The sequence below is a fragment of the Xylophilus rhododendri genome, from assembly GCF_009906855.1.
GTDB classification, from domain to species: Bacteria; Pseudomonadota; Gammaproteobacteria; order Burkholderiales; family Burkholderiaceae_C; genus Xylophilus; species Xylophilus rhododendri.
The window spans coordinates 4,170,389-4,190,162 of record NZ_CP047650.1 but is presented as its reverse complement, the minus strand read 5'-3'; the positions used below and the strand labels follow the sequence as shown (position 1 = coordinate 4,190,162).

Below are 19,774 nucleotides of genomic sequence, written 5' to 3'. Positions count from 1 at the left end.
TGCCCTCTCCATGACCACCACCACCGACCTCACCCCCTTGCTCTCGGCCCTGCGCCACATCGTCGGCGACAGCTATCTGCTGACCGAAGGCGACCTGACCGGCTACGAGCAGGACTGGCGCAAACGCACCCGCGGCCGCGCGCTGGCGGTGGTGCGCCCGGGCACGACGGCCGAGGTGTCGGCGGTGGTCAAGGCCTGCGTGGCCGCCGGTGTCTCGCTGGTGCCGCAGGGCGGCAACACCGGCCTGGTCAACGGCTCCACGCCGGACGATTCCGGCCGCCAGGTGGTGCTGAGCCTGGGCCGCATGGCGGCGATCCGCGCGGTCGATCCGGACAACCTCACCGTCACGGTGGAGGCCGGCTGCGTGCTGCAGGTGCTGCAGCAGGCGATGGAGCAGCAAGGCTTTCTCTTCCCGCTCAGCCTGGCCGCCGAGGGCAGCTGCATGATCGGCGGCAACCTGGCCAGCAATGCCGGCGGCACCCAGGTGCTGCGCTACGGCAACGCACGCGAGCTGTGCCTGGGGCTGGAGATCGTCAACGCCCAGGGCGAGGTGTGGGACGGCCTGTCGGGCCTGCGAAAGGACAACACCGGCTACGACCTGCGCAACCTCTTCGTCGGCAGCGAGGGCACGCTGGGCATCATCACCGCAGCGACGATGAAGCTCTTTCCCCTGCCCGCCGCCACGCTCACCGCCTGGGCCGCCGTGCCCTCGATGGAAGCCGCCGTCACCCTGCTCGGCCTGGCGCAGAAGCATCTGGGCGCCAACCTGACCGGCTTCGAGGCCATGGGCCAGTTCGCGCTCTCCCTGGTCGGCAAGCACATGCCGCAGCTGCGCGTGCCTTTCCTGGGCGATGCGGACGTGCCTTACTGCGTGCTGCTGGAGAACTCCGACAGCGAGTCCGAGGAACACGCCCGCGCCCAGTTCGAGCGCCTGCTGGAAACCGCCATCGAGCACGGCGTGGTCAGCGACGCCGTCGTGGCCGAGAACATCGCCCAGGCCCAGGGCCTGTGGCATATCCGCGAGAACATCCCGATGGCGCAGGCCGAGGAAGGCCTCAACGTCAAGCACGACATCTCGGTGCCGGTCTCGAAGATCGCCGAGTTCGTCTCGATCACCGACGGCCTGCTGCGCGAGGCGATTCCCGGCGTGCGCCTGGTCAACTTCGGCCATCTTGGCGACGGCAACCTGCACTACAACGTGCAGGCGCCGGCCGAAGGCGACATCAAGGCCTTCCTGGTCGAGCGCGAGCACGAGATCAACGACATCGTCTACCGCTCGGTGGCCTCCTTCGACGGCTCCTTCTCCGCCGAACACGGCGTGGGCGGCATGAAGGTGCACGAGCTGGAGCAGTACGAATCGCCCACCGCCCTGGCCATGATGCGGGCGATCAAGACCGCGCTGGACCCGCAGAACACCATGAACCCGGGCCGCATGCTGGCCGCCTGATCCACCGGGCCGCACCGTGCTCCTGCCGCATACGCTGCTGCCGTTTCTTCCCTCGCTGTCCCAGCACCTGCTGATCGCGGTCCTCGCGGTGCTGGTGTATGTGGTCACCACCCGCGCCCGGCGCGACCAGCGGGCGCCGCCCAGCGCCATCGCCTGGGTGATGGGCCTGGCGCTGCTGCCCTATCTGGTGCTGCCGATGTACCTGGCCTTCGGCCGGCGCAAGCTGCGGCCGGCGCATGCGCCGCGTGTGCCCCAGGGCCAGCCCTACGCCCACTGGGCGGCGGAGCTGGCCGAGAGCTTCAACCTGGCGGCGCCGGCCGTCACCCGCACCCGGCTGCATGCCGACGGCGCGATCGCCCGCGACGCCCTCTGGGCCACCATCGCCGCCGCGCGCGAGCGGCTCGACGTCTGCACCTTCATCATCGGCCAGGACGCGCTCGGCCGCGCCACCATGCAGCGCCTGGTCGGCCAGGCCCGGGCCGGCGTGCGGGTGCGGCTGCTGCTCGACGGCTTCGGCGCGCTGATGCTGCCGCGCCGCCATTTCGACGCGCTGCGCGAGGCCGGCGGCGAGATCGCGGTGTTCCGCCCGCTGCTGGGCCTGCGCAGCGACGGGCCGCGCAACCTGCGCAACCACCGCAAGTTCGTCATCGCCGACGAGAAGCTGCTGTGGTCCGGCGGCCGCAACCTGGCGGCCGAATACTTCACCGGCGATGTGGATGCCGGCCTGGAACCCTGGGCCGACCTGTCCTTCGAGATCGAGGGCCCCACCGCCGCCGCCGCCGCCCGTCAGTTCGAGCAGGACTGGAGCGCGGTGCACCAGAAGCGGCCGCGCCACATCCCGCCGGGCGTGGCGCCGGCGCCCGCCAGCGGCACCGTCACCCAGTTCCTGCCCAGCGGTCCGGACCAGAGCGAGGACACCGCCCAGGCCATCCTGGTGGCGGCCTGCTTCCACGCCAGGCGCCGCATCCTGGCCGTCACGCCCTACTTCGTGCCCAACGACGCCCTGCGCGACGCGCTGCGCCTGGCCGCCCTGCGCGGGGTGCAGGTGGACATCGCCATCCCGCGCCGCTCCAACCACCGCCTGGCCGACATGGCGCGCAGCCGGGCGATGCGCGACCTGGCGCGAGCGGGCGCGCGCTTTCACCTGCTGCCGGCCATGGCCCATGCCAAGGCGGTGGTGGTGGACGACGAGCTGGCGCTGTGCGGTTCGATCAACCTCGACCTGCGCAGCCTGCTGCTCAACCACGAGGCCGGCGTGCTGTTCTACGACCCCGCCGACATTGCCTGGCTGGCCGCCTGGATCGAGGCCCTGGCCGCCGACGCCCAAGCCTTCGACGCCAGCCCGCCCAGCCTGCTGCGCGACATCGGCGAGGGGCTGCTGCTCACCGTCGCCTTTCAGCTATAGCGGCAAGATCTGGGCGCATTCCTACGGGGGAGCCGCCACATCCCTGGCATGCTCCACGCCCAACGATGATCCATCTCCACACCGCCCACCTGCTCGCCGACTACGGCTACTACGCCGTCTTCTTCGCCGGCCTGCTCGAAGGCGAGACCATCCTGCTGCTCGGCGCCTACGCGGTGCACCAGGGTTATCTGCACATGCTGCCGCTGATCGCCTGCGGCGCGGCGGCGGCCTTCCTCAGCGACCAGTTCTACTTCCAGCTCGGCCGGCGCAAGGGGCAGCAGGTGCTACAGCGCCACCCCAAGCTGGAAAAGCGCTTCGAGAAGGCCGTGGCCTTCGTCGACCGCCATCCGATCGCCACCGTGATGCTGATGCGTTTCGCCTGGGGCCTGCGCATCGTGTTCCCGGTGACGCTGGGCATGACGAAGATGCGCACCGCCCTCTATGTGCCGCTGTCGGCCTTCGCGGCGCTGGTCTGGGCGACGGCGGTGGCCTATCTGGGTGTGTGGGTGACCGGGGTGCTCAAGGCCATCATCGGCAATCTGCACCACTACGAGCTGTGGTTCATCGGCATCGCGGCGCTCATCGGGCTCGTCGTGGCGATACGCCACGTCAAGATGGCCTAGCGCATGCGCGGCATCCGCTGGCTGTGCCTGGCCCTCTGCATGCTGTCGGCCTGGCAGGCCGGTGCCGCGGAGCCGCTGCGCATCGGCTCCAAGCGTTTCACCGAGAGTTATGTGCTGGCCGAGGTGCTGGCGCGCCAGGCACGCGCCAGCGGCACGGCGGTGACCGTGTCGGCCGGACTGGGCAACACGGCCGTGGTGGCCGCCGCGCTGGCGGCCGGCAGCATCGATGTCTATCCCGAATACACCGGCACCATCGCCCGTGAATTGCTGCAGCGGCCGGACATCGACACCCTGCCTGCCCTGCAGGCCGCGCTGGCGCCCAAGGGGCTGGGGGTGGCGGTGCCGCTGGGTTTCGAGAACGGCTATGCGCTGGCCCTGCGCGCCGACGTGGCCGACCGCCTGCAGCTGCGATCGCTGGCCGACCTGGCCCGGCATCCCGAGCTGCGCCTGGGCCTGTCCAACGAATTCCTGGGCCGCGCCGACGGCTGGCCCGGCCTGGCCGCGCACTACCGCCTGCCGCAGCAGCCGCAGGCGCTGGACCACGGCCTGGCCTACCAGGCGCTGGAAGCCGGCAATGTGGACATCGTCGATGCCTACACCACCGATGCCCAGGTGGCCCGCCGCGGCCTGCGCCTGCTGGCCGACACCGACCACTGGTTCCCCGGCTACCAGGCCGTGCTGCTCTACCGCCTGGACCTGCCGCAGCACTTTCCCGCCGCCTGGGCCGCCCTGCAGCGGCTCGAAGGCCGCATCGATGCCAGCCGCATGGCCGCCCTCAACGCGCGGGCCGAGATCGACGGCGCGGCTTTCGAAGTGGTAGCGCGGGAGGCGCTGGACGGCAGCGCGCCGCCGTCCACGCAACGGGCGCCGACCTGGCGCGACCGCCTCTTCGGCCCCGACCTCGCCCGCCTCACCCGCCAGCACCTGGCCCTGGTCGCCATCTCGGTGGCCCTGGCCGTGCTGATCGGCGTGCCGCTGGCCCTGCTCTGCGCCCGCAGGCCCCGGCTGCGCGGCCCGCTGCTGGCCACCGCCGGCCTGCTGCAGACGGTGCCCTCGCTGGCCCTGCTGGCCGCCCTGATCTCCTGGATGGGCCGCATCGGCACCGCGCCGGCGCTGGTGGCGCTGGCCCTCTATGCCCTGCTGCCGGTGATGCGCAACACGGTGGCTGGCCTCGACGGCATCTCGCCCGGCCTGCGCCAGGCGGCCACCGCCCTGGGCATGGGCGACGGCCAGCGCCTGCGGCTGATCGAGCTGCCGCTGGCCCTGCCGGTGCTGCTGGCCGGCGTGCGCACCGCCACCACCATCGCCATCGGCACGGCCACCCTGGCCGCCTTCGTCGGCGCCGGGGGCTATGGCGAACGCATCGTCACCGGGCTGGCGCTCAACGACCACGGCCTGCTGCTGGCCGGCGCATTACCCGCGGCGGCCCTGGCCCTGCTCAGCGAAGCGGTGTTTTCCCTGCTCGCCCGTTGGACTAGCCGCGGCCGCCGGATTTGAATCGCGGCACGTTCTATGCTCCAGTCCCTTTCCATAGCCCCGCCCCATCGACAGGACCACCCACCGATGCCCACGCGCCGCCGCTTCCTCGCCACCTCGTCCACTTCCGCCGCCTGCCTGCTGAGCGGCGCGCCCGCCGCCTGGGCCCAGTCGCGGGGCAAGACGGCGGTGGTGGTCGGCATCGCACTCGAACCGCCGGGGCTGGACCCGACGGCCGCCGCCGCCTCCTCCATCGCCGAGGTCACGCTCTACAACGTCTACGAGACGCTGACCCGGGTCAACAGCGACGGCAGCGTCTCGCCGCTGCTGGCCGAGGGCTGGGAGCTGTCGCCCGACCTGAAGACCCTGACCTTTCGCCTCCGGCGCGGCGTGAGCTTCCACAACGGCCGGCCCTTCGACGCCAACGCGGTCAAGTTCAGCTTCGAACGCGCAGCCTCCGACAAGAGCACCAACAAGGACAAACGCACCTTCCAGAACCTCAGCGTGCAGGTGGTGGACGATTACACCGTGGTGCTGCTCAACCGCGAGATCGATCCCGACCTGCCCTTCCTGCTCGGCCAGGCCACCGCCGTGATCGTCGAGCCGACCAGCGCCGACACCAACGCGGCCCAGCCGGTCGGCACCGGTCCCTACAGGCTGGAGCGCTTCAACCGCGGCGCCTCGCTGATCCTGGCCGCCTGGGACGGCTACCGCAGCCCCGCCGCCGCCCGCATCCGCCGCGCCACCTTCCGCTTCATTCCCGACCCGGCTGCCCAATCCGCCGCGCTGCTGGCCGGCGACGTGGACCTGTTCCCGCGCCTGGCGCCGCGCAGCGCCGAGCAGTTCAAGAACAACCCGCGCTTCGAGGTGCTGGTGGGCGGCTCGCGCGCCAAGACCATCGTCTCGATCAACCACCGCCGAAAGCCGCTCGACGACGTGCGCGTGCGCCGTGCGCTCTACGCCGCCATCGACCGGCAGGAGATGATCACCGGCGCGGCCGACGGCTACGGCGTGCCGATCGGCAGCTTCTACGTGCCCGGCGCGCCCGGCTACATCGACACCACCGGCCTCAATCCGCACGACCTGGGGAAAGCTAAGCAGCTGCTGGCCGAGGCCGGCGTGAAGACGCCGCTGGAACTCACCGTCACCCTACCGCCCACCGCCTACGCCCGCCAGGGCGGCGAGGTGCTGGCCGCGCAGCTGGCCAAGGTGGGCGTGGTCTGCAAGCTGCAGAACGTGGAATGGGCGCAGTGGCTGGCCAACACCTATGGCGGCGGCTTCAACTACGACCTGTCCATCATTTCCCATGTGGAGCCCTTCGACCTGGGCAACAACGCCCGGCCGGACTACTACTGGGGCTACCAGTCCAGGGAATTCCAGGCGCTCTACGACCGCATCAAGACCTCGCCCACCGAGACCCAGCGCAAGCAGCTGCTCGGCCAGGCGCAGCAGATGCTGGCGCGCGACGCCGTCTCGCTCTACCTCTACCAGCCCCAGTGGGTGACGGTGGCGCGGCGCGGGCTGACCGGTGTCTGGAAGGACCTGCCGATCTTCGTCAACCATCTCGCCGTACTGGGCTGGACATGAAAATGGATCTACCGATGGGCAGCGCCACCCGCGCCACGCCCGCCCTGCACGACATGGAAGCGGCCGAGCTGTCGGCCGCCTACCGCCAGGGCGTGCTGTCCCCGGTGGAAGTGACCCGGGCGGTGCTCGACCGCATCGGCCACTGGGAGCCCCAGCTGCTGGCCACCTACCTGCTGCGGCCGGAGGTGGCCCTGGCCCAGGCCCGCGCCTCGGAAGAACGCTGGCGCCGCGGCCAGCCGCTGGGGCCGCTGGACGGCATCACCGTCACCATCAAGGAGAACATCGCCTCGGCCGGCGACCCGGTGCCGCTGGGCACCGCCGCCACCACCCTGGTGCCGGCCGCCGCCGATGCGCCGCCGGCCGCCCGCCTGCGCGAGGCCGGCTGCGTGATGGTGGCCAAGACCACCATGCCGGACTACGGCATGCTGTCCTCCGGCCTGTCGAGCTTCCACCCGCTCACCCGCAATCCCTGGGACACCAACCGCGGCCCGGGCGGCTCCAGCGCCGGCGCCGCCGCGGCCTGCGCCGGCGGCTACGGCCCGCTGCATGTGGGCACCGACATCGGCGGCTCGCTGCGCCTGCCGGCCGGCTGGTGCGGCGTCTTTAGCCTGAAGCCCAGTTTCGGCCGCATTCCGATCGACCCGCCCACGCTGGGCCGGGTCGCCGGGCCGATCACCCGCACGGTGAGCGACGCGGCGCTGATGATGCAGGCGCTGTCCCGGCCCGACGCCCGCGACACCATGTGCCTGCCGCCCGCGGACATCGACTGGGCATCGGTCGCATCGGTGCAGCCCGAATTCCTCAAGGGCCTGCGCATCGGCCTGCTGATGGACGCCGGCTGCGGCCTGCCGGTGGAGACCTCGGTGCACGAGGCCGTCGAAGCCGCCGCCGCCCTGCTGGAGCGCGCCGGCGCCATCGTCGAGCCGATGGCGCCCTTCATGACCCAGGGCATGCTCGACGGCATGGATCACAGCTGGCGCATGCGCTCGCACCTGGACATGGCCGGCCTGCCGGCCGAACGCCGCGCCCGGGTGCTGCCCTACATCCGGCAATGGGCCGACAGCGTGGCGGGCATGTCCGGCGCGGCCCTCTACCAGGCGCAGCAGCAGTTCTTCGCCACCCGGGTGGCCACGCTGCGTGCCTGCGCGGTGTACGACTACGTGATCTCGCCGGTCGCGCCCATGCCGGCCTTCGATGCCGAGCTGCCATCGCCCACCGACGACCCGCTGCATCCGCTGGAGCACATCGGCTTCACCGTGCCCTTCAACATGTCCGAGCAGCCGGCCGCCTCGGTGCCCTGCGGCTTCACGCCGCAAGGCCTGCCGGTGGGCCTGCAGATCGCCGGGCCGCGCTTCGACGACCTGGGGGTGCTGAAGCTGGCGCGCGCCTTCGAGCTGATCCGCCAGCCGATGCGGGCCTGGCCGCAACCATGAGCACCAAGTAAGTGCTGGCGCGCCGACGCGGCGGCGCAACGGTGTCACCGCTGCGTCACCCCGGCTGCCTAGAGTCGATCGGGTTATGTCCGATGCCGTCCTCACGCCGCCGCGCCCTGCCCTCTGCGGCCCGCACGATGCACGCCCGACCCGCCAGCCCACAGGCCGCACCAGCGCCCGCCGGGCCGATTTCCGCGCCCTCGCCCGCCTGCTGCGCTACCGCAAGCTGCATGCGGTGTTCCAGCCGATCGCCGACCTCGACTCCGGCGCGGTGCTGGGCCACGAGGCGCTGATCCGCGGCCCGGCCGGCACCTCGCTGCATACGCCCGATGCCTTGCTGGCCCTGGCCCAGCGCCTGGGCATGCTGCCGGGCTTCGAGCTGTACTGCGCCGTCACCGCCCTGCAGGACTGGAGCCGCCACGGCGTGGGCGGCAAGCTTTTCGTGAACATGGGCGCCGATGCCCTGGTGCTGGCCCTGCGCCGCCATGGCCGCGACGAACTGCTGTCGCAGCTGCGCGCCTGCGGCATCGCGCCGCACGACCTCGTGGTGGAGATCACCGAACACCAGCGCGCCAGCGACGTCCCCGCCCTGCGCAAGGCCGCCGCCGAACTGCGCGACTGCGGCATCGACCTGGCGCTGGACGATTTCGGCGACGGCCACTCCAGCCTGCGCCTGTGGCACGAGCTGCGCCCAGCCTGGGTGAAGATGGACAAGTACTTCACCAGCCTGCTGCAGCAGCCGCCGGCCGCCGGCGCGCAGAGCAACGCCGATGCGCAGCAGGTGGTGCAGGCGATCAAGGGCATCGCCGAACTCTTCGGCAGCACCCTGATCGCCGAGGGCATAGAGACCGAACAGGGCCTGCGCGCCGTGCAGGAGCTGCGCATTTCCTGCGGCCAGGGTTATCTGCTGGGACGCCCCCACGCCACGCCGCGCGCCGCGCTGGAAAGCCCGGCGCGCGAGACGGTGCAGCGCGAGGCCGTCGCCCTGCTGCCGCCGCGCTCGCCGCGCCGGCCCGGCGGCCACACGGTGCTGCGCCGGCTGCCGGTGCTGCATGCGCCGGCGGTGGGCCTGGTCACCACCAACAACGAGCTGGCGCAGATCTTCCAGCGCCATCCGGAACTGCATGCGGTGGCGGTGGTGGCCGAGGGCCGGCCGGTGGCGGTGGTCAACCGCCAGCATTTCATGAACCATTACTCCACGCTCTACTTCCGCGAAGTGCATGGCAGAAAGCCTTGCGTGGGTTTCGCCAACCACAAGCCGCGGGTGGTGGAGATGGACTACGACGTGGACGACCTGGTCGGCATCCTGACCTCGCCCGACCAGCGCTACCTGAGCGAAGGCTTCATCGTCACCGAGGGCGGCCGCTACCTGGGGCTGGGCACCGGCGACCAGCTGGTGCGCGCCGTCACCGAGGCCCGGGTGGAGGCCGCGCGCCATGCCAATCCGCTGACCTTCCTGCCGGGCAACATCCCGATCAACCTGCACATCGAGCGCCTGCTCGACAGCGGCGTGGAGTTCGTCGCCTGCCATGCCGACCTGAACGACTTCAAGCCCTTCAACGACCACTACGGCTACTGGCGCGGCGACCAGATGATCCGCCTGTGCGCCCGCCTGGCCGTGTCGCACTGCGACGCCCGGCGCGACTTCGTCGGCCACATCGGCGGTGACGATTTCATGGTGCTGTTCCAGAGCGGCGACTGGCAGCAGCGCTGCGAACGCATCGTCGGCGACTTCGACCTGCAAGCGCTGGACCTGTTCAACGAGGATGCCCGCATCACCGGCGGCATCCATGGCCGCGACCGCCACGGGCAGGAGCGCTTCTTCCCCTGCACCACCCTGTCGATCGGCGCGGTGCGGGTGCGGCGCGGCGACTTCCGCCATGCCGACGAGGTGGCATCCTCGGCCGCGCTGGCCAAGCACGATGCCAAGCTCTCGCGGCGCGGGCTGCATGTGGGCGGGCCGCCGTCGAACTGAGCGGCGGCGCGCGGGGGCTGCGCCGTCAGCGGCGGCAGCCAGCCGCGTCCGTGTTGTATTCGGCCAGGGTCTCGAAGTTGCTGGTGGGCGTGATGGACGGATGGGCGCCCAGGAAATCCTCGCTCACCACATACATCAGCGTGCCGGTGTGGGCCCGCTCGCGCACCCCGCTCAGCGGCGCGGTGCAGGGCGCGCCGGCGGCGGCCACCCGCTGCGCCGGGGCCGAGCAGGCGCCCAGCTGCGCGAGCACGCCGAGCGCCACCAGGGCATGAATCGCACGCATCGTTTTCATCGGCATCCCCCATGTGTGAAAGCCGCAGCCTAGGGCCGCGGCGAGCAGGGGGAAATAGCCCGGGGAGACGGCCCGGGCCCCTTTCTTGCGATCGAAGTTCGTGCTAACGATCAGCCGGTGATGCGCAGCTGCAGGCCGGTGGCGCTGTAGCTCGCGCTGGCCTGGTAGCCCGGCACGGTGATGCTGGTGAAGGTGCCGGCCAGCGAACCGGCGGTGATCAGGTTGATCGTGTCACCGACGCTGGGTGCCGAGCCGCTGGCGAAGCCTACGCTCAGCGTGCCGCCCGCAACCACTGCCGCGCCGGTCACGTTGAGCCGGCCCGCGCCGCTGCCGCCCAGCACCAGCTGCAGGGTGGTGCCGGCCAGCTGGGTGTAGCTGGCGACCGTCACGGCCGTGCTGCCCTGGCAGGCCAGCGTGCCGCCGCCCAGGTAGACCGCGCCCTTGCCCAGCGCGCTCGCCGAGGCCGCGACCAGCGTGCCGGCCGAGATCACCGTGCCGCCGGTGTAGGCGTTGGCGCCGGTCAGCGTCAGCGAGCCCGTGCCCAGCTTGGTCAGCTTGCCGGCGCCGGCGATGTCGTTGCGCCAGCTGTCGGCGGCCGAGAAGCCGCCGGCGGTGGCGTCCATGGTCACGGCCACGTCGCCGTTGAAGGCGCCGTAGCCGTCGGCCGCGGCGAACAGGTTCATGCGGCCCCAGCCTTCGGCATCGTCCATCGCGGGATAACCGGAGGCGATCGCGGTGGTCTTGAGCACCACCCGCCGCTGCGCGGCCGTCAGGTAGGGCAGGCGCGTCTCCAGCAGCACTTCGGCGCCCTTGGGCACGATGGCCGTCTTCGTGGCGTCGGCGATCTGGCTGAAACCCAGCGTCATGCGGCGCAGGTAGGCGGCCTTGTTGGTGGCGCGGTCGGCGAAGCGGTCGGCGCTGGTGGCGGCCGAGTGGGCATAGGTGTTGAGCGCGGCGAAGGTGGTGACACCGGCCGCGGCCATCAGTGCCGTCTGCGCCTGCTGGTAGGCGGCCGTCTTGCCGGCCAGGTTGGCGCCGGTGGCGATGCTGGCCGCGGCCGAGGCCTGGCCCAGGATGCGGCCGCCGATCACGTCCAGCGGCGAATGCATGCCGGCGAGGATGCGGTTCTCGCCCAGTTCCAGGCCGCGCGCCACCATTTCCTGGAAGCGCTGCGGCACCAGGTAGGCCATGCCGACGGCGTCGCGCACGGCTTCTGCCGTGTGGCCGCTGACGTAGCCGCCGTCGGTGGTGGGCGTGGTGCTTTCGGCCGGCACCAGGGCCGGCACCACCACCACGCTGCTGCTCCAGCGGAAGGGCCGGGCGTACTTGAAGAAGCGCTTGGCCGGTTCGGTGGAGGCGTTCTCGCCCACGTTGCCGATGAAGTCCACTGCCAGGCCGAAGGCGGTGTTGCCGCCGCTGGTGGTCACGCCGGCGTTGTTGCCGCTGTCGTTGTAGACCACGGTGGTGGCGTCCGAGGCGATCGCGGTGATCGAGGTGGTCTGCTGCGCCGCCGTGCGCCAGGCGGTGGTCAGCGGGCCCATGCCGTCGGTCACGCTGTAGGCCTTGCCGCGGCGGTCGTCGAGGTAGGCGGCCAGTTCCTGGGCGCTGGTGCGGGCGGTGGTGGCGGTCACCACGTACTGGATGTTGGCGGCGTGCACGGCGGCGTTCTTGACCGTGCCGTCGGTGGAGTCGCCCGGAATGCCGGTCCAGGTGGAGGTCACCACGGCCGGGAAGCTGCCGCTGGCCGCCGCCGTCACGCCGGCATCGACGATGAGGGTGCTGGGCGTCCAGATGTCCAGGAAGCCCGAGGCCACCCGCACGCCGGCATTGGTGGCCAGGGTGGCGTAGCGCGCATCGCCGCGCTGGTTGGTGAAGGCGTAATCGACGAAGGGCAGCACCGTGGTTTCGTCGGCCACCGCGGCGAGCTCGACGCTGCCCAGGCCCGAGGGCGCGGCCGGGATCGTCAGGCTGCCGCCGCCGCTGCCGGCCGGGGTGTTGTCGACGATCACCGCGTCGTTGCCGCCGCCGCAGGCGCTCAGGTAGAAGGGCGCGAGCAGCGAGACGGCCATCGAGCGGCGGGTGATGCCGGTGGTGCCGGCAACGGCGGGGAACTTGGACTTGGAATCGGTAGGAGCGCGCATCGGAAGACGGCAGAAGCCGCGTTCAGTGAATGAAGCCGCATACCGTAGAAAAGCGCCAAGACGCGGCCATGACGGGTTTGTCACACGATGGTTTCCGCCCCCGCTTTCATCTTGTTCCTTTTGCCGCGAGCCCCCGGGATAGGATTGACGCCCCCGAGTTTTCCCGGATGACACTGCACATGCCCTTCTCGCACGCCAAGCCCGATCGCCGTTCCTTCCTGGCCGCCGGCAGCGCCACCCTGGCGCTGGCCGCCCTCGGCGCCACAGGATCCGCTCGGGCCCAGGCGGCGGGCGCCACGCCGCTGCGCCTGTCCGAGCCCCGCCCCTTCTCCTTCGACGACCTGACCGAACAGGCGCGCCGCCTGGCCGCCGCACCCTTCGCGCCTGGCACGCCGCTGCCGCAGGACGTGCTCGACAAGATCGACTACGACGCGCACGGCAAGATCAAGTTCAAGCCCGAATCGGCGCTGTTCGCCAACGGCCCGGGCAACTTCCCGGTCACCTTCTTCCACCTGGGCCGCTTCTTCCAGACGCCGGTGCACATGTACGTGCTGGAGAACGCCGGCGGCGACTACTTCGCGCGTGAAGTCGTCTACGACGACAAGTACTTCGACATGCCCGCCGACAGCCCCGCGCACCAGCTGCCCGACGGCGCGGGCTTCGCCGGCTTCCGCTTCCAGGAAAGCCGCGCGGGCGACCAGCAGAAGAAGCCCTGGCAGACCAACGATTGGGTGGCCTTTCTCGGCGCCTCGTATTTCCGCGCCATCGGCGAGCTCTACCAGTACGGCCTGTCGGCGCGCGGCGTGGCCATCGACGTGGCCGAGCCGGGCAAGGCCGAGGAATTCCCCTCCTTCACCCGCTTCTACTTCGACCCGCCGGCCAACGGCGGCGACACGGTGGTGGTGCATGCCCTGCTCGAAGGTCCCAGCATCACCGGCGCCTACAAGTTCGTCATGCAGCGCGGCAAGGCGGTGGTGATGGACATCGAGAAACGCCTCTTCCTGCGCCAGGACGTGGCCCGCCTGGGCCTGGCGCCGCTCACCTCGATGTACTGGTTCTCCGAGACCGGCAAACCGCGCGACGCCGACTGGCGCCCCGAGGTGCACGACTCCGACGGCCTGGCCCTGTGGAACGGCGCGGGCGAACGCATCTGGCGGCCGCTGAACAACCCGACTTCCATCGTCACCTCCAGCTTCGGCGACACCAACCCCAAGGGCTTCGGCCTGCTGCAGCGCGACCGCCTGTTCGACCACTACCAGGACGGCGTGATGTACGACCTGCGCCCCAGCCTGTGGGTGGAGCCGCTGGGCGACTGGGGCCAGGGCTCGGTCACGCTGGTGGAGCTGCCGACCGACGACGAGATCCACGACAACGCCGTCGCCATGTGGGTGCCGGCCGCGCCGGCAAAGGCCGGCAGCGCCATCTCCCTGCGCTACAAGCTGCACTGGACCGACAAGGAGCCCTACCCCTCGCCCCTGGCCAGCTGCGTGGCTACCCGCACCGGGCGCGGCGGCGTGCCGGGCCAGCCGCGGCCGCAGGGCGTGATCAAGTTCATGGTGGAGTTCCTGGGCGGCCCGCTGGGCCAGCTGCCCTTCGGCGTGGCGCCGGAGGCCGTCCTCAGCGCGCCCAGCGGCAAGTTCTCCTATGTATTCACCGAGGCCGTGCCCGATGGCGTCTCCGGCCACTGGCGCGCCCAGTTCGACTACACACCCGAGGGCAATGCCCCCGTCGACCTGCGCCTGTACCTGCGCCAGGGGCAGCAGACGCTGTCGGAGACCTGGCTGTTCCAGTTCCGGCCTGCGTGAAGCGCGGGTAAAGCTGCCCCGGGGGCGGCACCGATGACAGGCGGGGCGGTCTTAAGATCGGCCCCGCTTTTTCGTGGCCCCCTCATGAACAACGACAACGAGACATCCCCCCGCCCCGTGCCCTCGCTGGCCGCCATCTTCACCGCCTTCAGCAAGATCGGCCTGACCAGCTTCGGCGGCGGCCTCTCCGGCTGGATGATGCGCGAGTTCGTTTTGCGCCGCGCCTGGATCACCGAGGAGGAGTTCCTCAGCGGGCTGGCGCTGGCGCAGTCCTTTCCCGGCGTGAACGTGGTCAACCTGGCGATCTGGATCGGCTTTCGCCTGCGCGGCGGGCCGGGCGCGGCCATGGGGGCGCTGGGCATCGTGGTGCCGCCGATGTTCGTGGCCATCGGGCTGGCGGCGCTGTTCTCGCAGTTGAAGGAGTCGCACACGCTGCATGTGGTGCTGGCCGGCGTGGCGGCCGCGGCCGTGGGGCTGTCGCTGCAGACCGGCATCCGCGCGGCCCGGCGTGCGGCGCGGCAGATCGTGCCGCTGCTGGTCATGACGCTGACCTTCATCGCCCTCTTCCTGCTGAAGCTGCCGCTGCTGTGGGTGGTGGCGGCAATGGCGCCGCTGTCCATCGGCATCGCCTGGCTGCGGCTGCGCAAGGCGGGGGCTTCGGCATGATCTTTCAGAAGCTGGGCGAACTGCTGGCGGTGTTCGGGCCGCTGTCCTTCCTGACGGTGGGGGGTGGGCAGAGCATCGTGTCGGACATCCACCGGCAGTCGGTGGCGGTGCATGCGTGGATGGACGACGGGGAGTTCCTCGACCTGTTCGCGCTGTCCCGGATCACGCCTGGGCCTGGGTCGCTGCTGGTGACCCTGGTCGGCTGGCATGTGGCCGGGTTCACCGGGGCTTTGCTTGCTTCGGCGGCCATCTTCCTGCCCTGCTCGGTGCTGGTCTACGGACTGGCGCGGCTGTGGGCGCGCTTTCAGCACACGCCCTGGATACGTGCCATCGAGGCGGGGCTGGTGCCGGTGGCGGCGGGCATGATCCTGGCTGCTTCGGCCACTCTGTTGCGTGCGGCCGAGGGTGGGCCCTGGGCCTGGAGCGTGGCTGCGGCTTCTACCCTGGCGTTGATGTTCACGCGGATCAATGCGTTTTTGGTGTTGGGGTTGGGGGGTGGGGTTTTTTGGCTTGCCTTGGGGTGATGGGGGTTGTCTCCTTGGCGGAGGGCGGGGCTGGGGCTGCGCGCCCCAGACCGCGCTCACTTTCTTTGCTTCGCCAAAGAAAGTAAGCAAAGAAAGGCGACCCGACACCCGAGGCCCTTCGGGCACCGCTGCGGTACTCGCAAAGGCGGGGTCCACGACAACTCGCTACGCTCAAACAGGTCGTGGCCCTGATCCGCCTTTGCTCCGTTCCTCGCTCTCGGGCTCACGGGACCCGGGAGCGGGAGCGGGGACAGCGGCTGCTTCGCAGCGCAACGGGCCTTCGCTGCGCTCGGCCTCCACTGAAAGACCGGGCGTCGCGAAGGGCGGGTATTTATCAATCAGAGGCCGAGCGCAGCGACGGCCCGTCGCCCTGCGAAGCAGTGGCTGTCCCCGCTCCCCGGGTCCCGTCTGCGGGTGAGCGAGGAGCGCAGCAAAAGCGGATCAGGGCCACGACCTGTTTGAGCGAAGCGAGTTGTCGTGGACCCCGCTTTTGCGAGCACCGCAGCGTGCCCCCTCGAAGAGGGGGACTCCCGCAGCTGGGTCGCCTTTCTTTGCTTACTTTCTTTGGCGAAGCAAAGAAAGTGAGCGCGGTCTGGGGCGCGCAGCCCCAGCTCCGCCCTCCGCAGAGGAGAAGAAAAAGAAAACCGCTTACCCAGCCAACCCAAACCCACCCCCACCCGGCGTCAAAACCTCAAACACATCACCAGCCCGCATAGCCACCTGCGCGATATGCCCAAGCCCCTCAACAGCCCCATCCACCCGCAAGACCCGGTTGACCCCAGCAGCCCCCGCCCCCCCACCAGCCATGCCAAACGGCCCGCTGCCACGGTTGTTAGACAGAATGCTGGCCGTCATCGCCTCCAGAAACCGGATGCGCCGCACCCCCCATCCCCCCCGTGCCAACGCCCTTCCCCGCCGGACCCGGCACGAATCGCATAGCCCTCCAGCCGCACCGGATACCGGAACTCCAGCACCTCCGGATCCGTCATCCGTGAATTGGTCATATGCGTCTGCACCACGCTGGTCCCATCGAACCCTTCGCCCCCCTCACGAACCCCGGCGCCGCTGCCGCCGGCGATCGTCTCGTAGTACTGATATCGCTCGTTGCCGAAGGTGAAGTTGTTCATCGTGCACTGGCTCGCCGCGTTGATGCCCAGCGCCCCGTACAAGGTGTTGGTGATGCAGCTCGAAGTCTCCACATTCCCAGCCACCACCGAGGCAGGCGGCGCAGGATTGAGCATGCACCCCGCGGGCACGATCACCTGGATCGGCTTCAGGCAACCGGCGTTCAGGGGAATGTCGTCATCCACTAGCGTCCGGAACACATACAGCACCGCCGCCATGCAGACCGCCGTGGGCGCATTGAAGTTGTTCGTCTGCTGCGGCGAGGTGCCGGTGAAGTCCACGATGGCCGAACGCGCCCGTGCATCCACCTTCACCGACACCTGGATCTGCGCACCGTTGTCCAGCGGCAGGGTGAAGGCCCCGTCCTTCAGCCGCGTGATGGCCCGCCGCACCGCCTCCTCGGCGTTGTCCTGCACATGGCGCATATAGGCCTGCACGACCGGCAGCCCGAACTGCGCCACCATGCGCCGCAGCTCCTGCACCCCCTTCTCGTTGGCCGCGATCTGCGCCTTGAGATCGGCCACGTTCTGCTGCGGATTCCGGCTGGGCCAGGTGCCGCTCTGCAGCAGCGCCACCGTCTCGGCCTCGCGGAACCGCCCGGCATCGACCAGCAGGAAGTTGCTGATGCGCACCCCCTCCTCCTCGATGGTGGTGGAGAACGGCGGCATCGATCCCGGCGTGGTGCCGCCGATGTCGGCCTGGTGGCCGCGCGAGCCCACGTAGAACAGCGGCGGCACCGAGCCGTCGGCCGGCGCATCCTCCGGGTAGACCGGCGTGATCACCGTCACATCCGGCAGATGGGTGCCGCCGTGATAGGGATCGTTGAGCGCATACACATGGCCGGGCCGCATGCCGTCCGCGTTGTCGCGGATCACCGTCTTGATGCTCTCGCCCATGGAGCCCAGGTGCACCGGCATGTGCGGCGCGTTGGCGATCAGGTTGCCTTCGCGGTCGAACAGCGCGCAGGAGAAATCCAGGCGTTCCTTGATGTTGACCGAGTAGGCGGTGTTCTGCAGCTGCAGCCCCATCTGCTCGGCGATGTTCATGAAGAGGTTGTTGAACACCTCCAGCAGCACCGGGTCGGCCGTCGTGCCGGCGGCGTAGCGCACCTGGCGTTCGGTCCGGCGTTCCAGCACCAAGTGGTCGAGCTCGGTCAGCAGGGCCTGCCAGCCGGGCTCGATCACGGTGGTGGCGTTCTTCTCGGCGATGATGGCCGGGCCGGCCAGCACATCGCCGGGGCGCATGTCCTCGCGCACCACCAGCGCCGCCAGGTGCCAGCCGCCGCTGGAATACAGGCGCACCGTCTCGCGGCGCGGCACCTCGCGCTCAGCTTGCAGCGGCAGGCGCGGCTCGGCCGGCGCGTCGCCGCCGATCACCGCCTCGACCGACACCGCCTCCACCACCAGGCCCTTGCCCTGCATCAGGAAGGAGAAACGCTGGCGGTAAGCGGCTTCGAAGCCGGCGCGGAGCGCGGCCACGGCGGCGGCGGCATCGGCCGCATCGCCGGTGAAGGGCACGACCAGCGCGGAGTCGCTGCCTTCATAACGCACATGGGCGCGGCGCCGCAGCACGATGGCGCCGGCGCTCACCTCCTGGCTCTGCAGCTCGGCGCGGGCGGCCGCGGCCAGCGCATCCAGCTGCGCGGCCAGCGGCGCCATCGCCTCGGCCGTCAGGGGCTGCTCGAAGGCCTGTTCGCGGATCACGCTCTGGTCGGCCAGGCCCATGCCGTAGGCACTCAGCACACCGGCCAGCGGATGCACGAAGACCCGGCGCATGCCCAGCGCATCGGCCACCAGGCAGGCATGCTGGCCGCCGGCGCCGCCGAAGCACTGCAGGGTGTAGCGGGTGACGTCGTAGCCGCGCGCCACCGAAATCTTCTTGATCGCATTGGCCATCTGCTGCACCGCGATGGCGATGAAACCCTCTGCCACTTCCTCGGCGCTGCGGCCGGTCAAGGCGGCCAGATCGGCGAAACGCTCGCGCACCACGGCGGCATCCAGCGCCTCGTCGGCCCGGGGGCCGAAGACATGGGGAAAGAAATGCGGCTGGATCTTGCCCAGCATCACATTGGCATCGGTCACCGCCAGCGGGCCGCCGCGGCGGTAGCTGGCCGGGCCCGGGTTGGCGCCGGCGCTCTGCGGGCCGACCCGGAAACGCGCGCCGTCGAACTGCAGCAACGAGCCGCCGCCGGCGGCCACAGTGTGGATGCTCATCATGGGTGCACGCATGCGCACGCCGGCCACCTGGGTCTCGAACTCGCGCTCGAATTCGCCGTCGAGGCCGCCGCGGAAGTGGCTGACGTCGGTGGAGGTGCCGCCCATGTCGAAGCCGATCACGTCCGGAAAACCCGCCACGCCGGCGGTGCGCGCCATGCCGACGATGCCGCCGGCCGGGCCGGACAGGATCGCATCCTTGCCCTGGAAGCGCCGCGCATCGGTCAGCCCGCCGGAGGACTGCATGAAGAACAGCTTCACGCCCGGCATGTCGGCCGCCACCTGGTCGACATAGCGGCGCAGGATCGGGCTGAGATAGGCATCGACCACGGTCGTGTCGCCACGGCTCACCAGCTTCATCATCGGACTGGTCTCGTGCGAGGTGCTGACCTGGCTGAAGCCGGCCTCGCGCGCCAGGCGGGCAGCGGCCTTCTCGTGGTCGGTGTAGCGATAGCCGTGCATGAAGACGATGGCCACGCTGCGCAGGCCGCTGTCGAAGGCCGCGGCGAGTTCGCGGCGCAGGGCGGTTTCGTCCAGCGCCAGCAGCAGCTCGCCATGCGCGCCCACCCGTTCGTCGGCCTCGATCACCTGGCGGTAGAGCAGCTCGGGCAGCAGGATCTGCCGGTCGAACAGCCGCGGCCGGTTCTGGTAGGCGATACGCAAGGCATCGCGAAAGCCGCGGGTGGTGACCAGCAGCGTGGGCTCGCCGCGCCGCTCCAGCAGGGCATTGGTGGCCACGGTGGTGCCCATCTTCACGCACTCCACCTGCGCGGGCGTGACCGGCTCGCCGGGCGCCAGGCCCAGCAGATGGCGGATGCCGGCCACCGCCGCGTCGCGGTACTGCTCGGGGTTCTCCGACAGCAGCTTGTGGGTGCGCAGGCTGCCATCCGGCAGGCGTGCCACCACGTCGGTGAAGGTGCCGCCGCGGTCGATCCAGAACTGCCAGCGCCGGGGCGTGGACGGCGCTGCGTTGGGGGACATGGAAGCGGAAGCGGTGAGGTCTTGCATGGAGGGAAGAGCCGACGTTCGTTGCTGGGGAAACCGGGGATTGTTGGGGGCCGT

12 protein-coding genes and 1 pseudogene are annotated in these 19,774 nt (G+C 70.5%); 10 read left to right on the top strand and 3 right to left on the bottom strand.

Features of this window, described 5'->3' with window-relative positions; genetic code table 11:
* The first annotated feature begins 10 nt into the window (after window positions 1–10).
* The 7 genes from GT347_RS19300 (at window position 11) to GT347_RS19270 (ending at window position 9,946) form a co-directional block, all read left to right on the top strand.
* The gene (locus tag GT347_RS19300) at window positions 11–1,447 is read left to right on the top strand and encodes an FAD-binding oxidoreductase (protein ID WP_160553747.1); all 1,437 of its coding nucleotides are present in this window, start codon (window positions 11–13) and stop codon (window positions 1,445–1,447) included.
* Window positions 1,448–1,469: 22 nt separating this feature from the next.
* A complete protein-coding gene (locus GT347_RS19295) occupies window positions 1,470–2,852 on the top strand; it encodes a phospholipase D-like domain-containing protein (protein ID WP_160555438.1) in 1,383 nt (460 codons plus the stop codon).
* Window positions 2,853–2,917: 65 nt separating this feature from the next.
* Complete coding sequence (locus GT347_RS19290; RefSeq protein WP_160553746.1) at window positions 2,918–3,475, top strand: DedA family protein; 558 nt, start codon at window positions 2,918–2,920, stop codon at window positions 3,473–3,475.
* Window positions 3,476–3,478: 3 nt separating this feature from the next.
* Complete coding sequence (locus GT347_RS19285) at window positions 3,479–4,972, top strand: glycine betaine ABC transporter substrate-binding protein (protein WP_160553745.1); 1,494 nt, start codon at window positions 3,479–3,481, stop codon at window positions 4,970–4,972.
* 66 nt (window positions 4,973–5,038) lie between these two features.
* Window positions 5,039–6,538 carry an ABC transporter substrate-binding protein gene (locus GT347_RS19280; RefSeq protein ID WP_160553744.1) on the top strand — a complete coding sequence of 500 codons (1,500 nt, stop codon included), beginning with the start codon at window positions 5,039–5,041 and terminating at the stop codon, window positions 6,536–6,538.
* A gap of 2 nt (window positions 6,539–6,540) precedes the next feature.
* Entirely contained in the window at window positions 6,541–7,971 is a 1,431-nt protein-coding gene (locus GT347_RS19275; protein ID WP_229722387.1) for an amidase, read from the top strand.
* 85 nt (window positions 7,972–8,056) lie between these two features.
* Window positions 8,057–9,946, top strand: a complete 1,890-nt coding sequence (locus GT347_RS19270) for an EAL domain-containing protein (RefSeq protein ID WP_160553743.1) — start codon at window positions 8,057–8,059, stop codon at window positions 9,944–9,946.
* 25 nt (window positions 9,947–9,971) lie between these two features.
* Here the strand turns inward: GT347_RS19270 and GT347_RS19265 are convergent, their stop codons facing one another.
* Window positions 9,972–10,229, bottom strand: coding sequence for a hypothetical protein (locus tag GT347_RS19265; RefSeq protein WP_160553742.1), 258 nt, complete (start codon window positions 10,227–10,229; stop codon window positions 9,972–9,974).
* A gap of 119 nt (window positions 10,230–10,348) precedes the next feature.
* Entirely contained in the window at window positions 10,349–12,307 is a 1,959-nt protein-coding gene (locus GT347_RS19260) for a phosphatase PAP2 family protein (RefSeq protein ID WP_229722928.1), read from the bottom strand.
* Window positions 12,308–12,546: 239 nt separating this feature from the next.
* Here GT347_RS19260 and GT347_RS19255 point away from each other — a divergent pair, with 239 nt between their 5' ends.
* The 3 genes from GT347_RS19255 to GT347_RS19245 all read left to right on the top strand — a co-directional run bounded on the left by GT347_RS19255 (window position 12,547) and on the right by GT347_RS19245 (window position 15,374).
* Window positions 12,547–14,184, top strand: coding sequence for a glucan biosynthesis protein (locus tag GT347_RS19255; RefSeq protein ID WP_229722386.1), 1,638 nt, complete (start codon window positions 12,547–12,549; stop codon window positions 14,182–14,184).
* A gap of 84 nt (window positions 14,185–14,268) precedes the next feature.
* Entirely contained in the window at window positions 14,269–14,850 is a 582-nt protein-coding gene (locus GT347_RS19250) for a chromate transporter (RefSeq protein ID WP_160553740.1), read from the top strand.
* Window positions 14,847–15,374, top strand: coding sequence for a chromate transporter (locus tag GT347_RS19245; protein ID WP_160553739.1), 528 nt, complete (start codon window positions 14,847–14,849; stop codon window positions 15,372–15,374). Before GT347_RS19250 ends, GT347_RS19245 begins: the two co-directional genes overlap by 4 nt.
* Before the next feature lie 648 nt (window positions 15,375–16,022).
* Here GT347_RS19245 and GT347_RS19240 read toward each other — a convergent pair.
* Window positions 16,023–19,693: pseudogene (locus tag GT347_RS19240) on the bottom strand (hydantoinase B/oxoprolinase family protein).
* Between the last annotated feature and the right edge of the window lie 81 nt (window positions 19,694–19,774).

Bases quoted from the DNA above. Each gene is read 5' to 3' on its own strand.
- GT347_RS19300 (WP_160553747.1), top strand. From the start codon at position 11: ATGACCACCACCACCGACCTCACCCCCTTGCTCTCGGCCCTGCGCCAC.
- GT347_RS19290 (WP_160553746.1), top strand. From the start codon at position 2,918: ATGATCCATCTCCACACCGCCCACCTGCTCGCCGACTACGGCTACTAC.
- GT347_RS19285 (WP_160553745.1), top strand. From the start codon at position 3,479: ATGCGCGGCATCCGCTGGCTGTGCCTGGCCCTCTGCATGCTGTCGGCC.
- GT347_RS19280 (WP_160553744.1), top strand. From the start codon at position 5,039: ATGCCCACGCGCCGCCGCTTCCTCGCCACCTCGTCCACTTCCGCCGCC.
- GT347_RS19275 (WP_229722387.1), top strand. From the start codon at position 6,541: ATGGATCTACCGATGGGCAGCGCCACCCGCGCCACGCCCGCCCTGCAC.
- GT347_RS19270 (WP_160553743.1), top strand. From the start codon at position 8,057: ATGTCCGATGCCGTCCTCACGCCGCCGCGCCCTGCCCTCTGCGGCCCG.
- GT347_RS19265 (WP_160553742.1), bottom strand. From the start codon at position 10,229: ATGCGTGCGATTCATGCCCTGGTGGCGCTCGGCGTGCTCGCGCAGCTG.
- GT347_RS19260 (WP_229722928.1), bottom strand. From the start codon at position 12,307: ATGGCCGTCTCGCTGCTCGCGCCCTTCTACCTGAGCGCCTGCGGCGGC.
- GT347_RS19255 (WP_229722386.1), top strand. From the start codon at position 12,547: ATGACACTGCACATGCCCTTCTCGCACGCCAAGCCCGATCGCCGTTCC.
- GT347_RS19250 (WP_160553740.1), top strand. From the start codon at position 14,269: ATGAACAACGACAACGAGACATCCCCCCGCCCCGTGCCCTCGCTGGCC.
- GT347_RS19245 (WP_160553739.1), top strand. From the start codon at position 14,847: ATGATCTTTCAGAAGCTGGGCGAACTGCTGGCGGTGTTCGGGCCGCTG.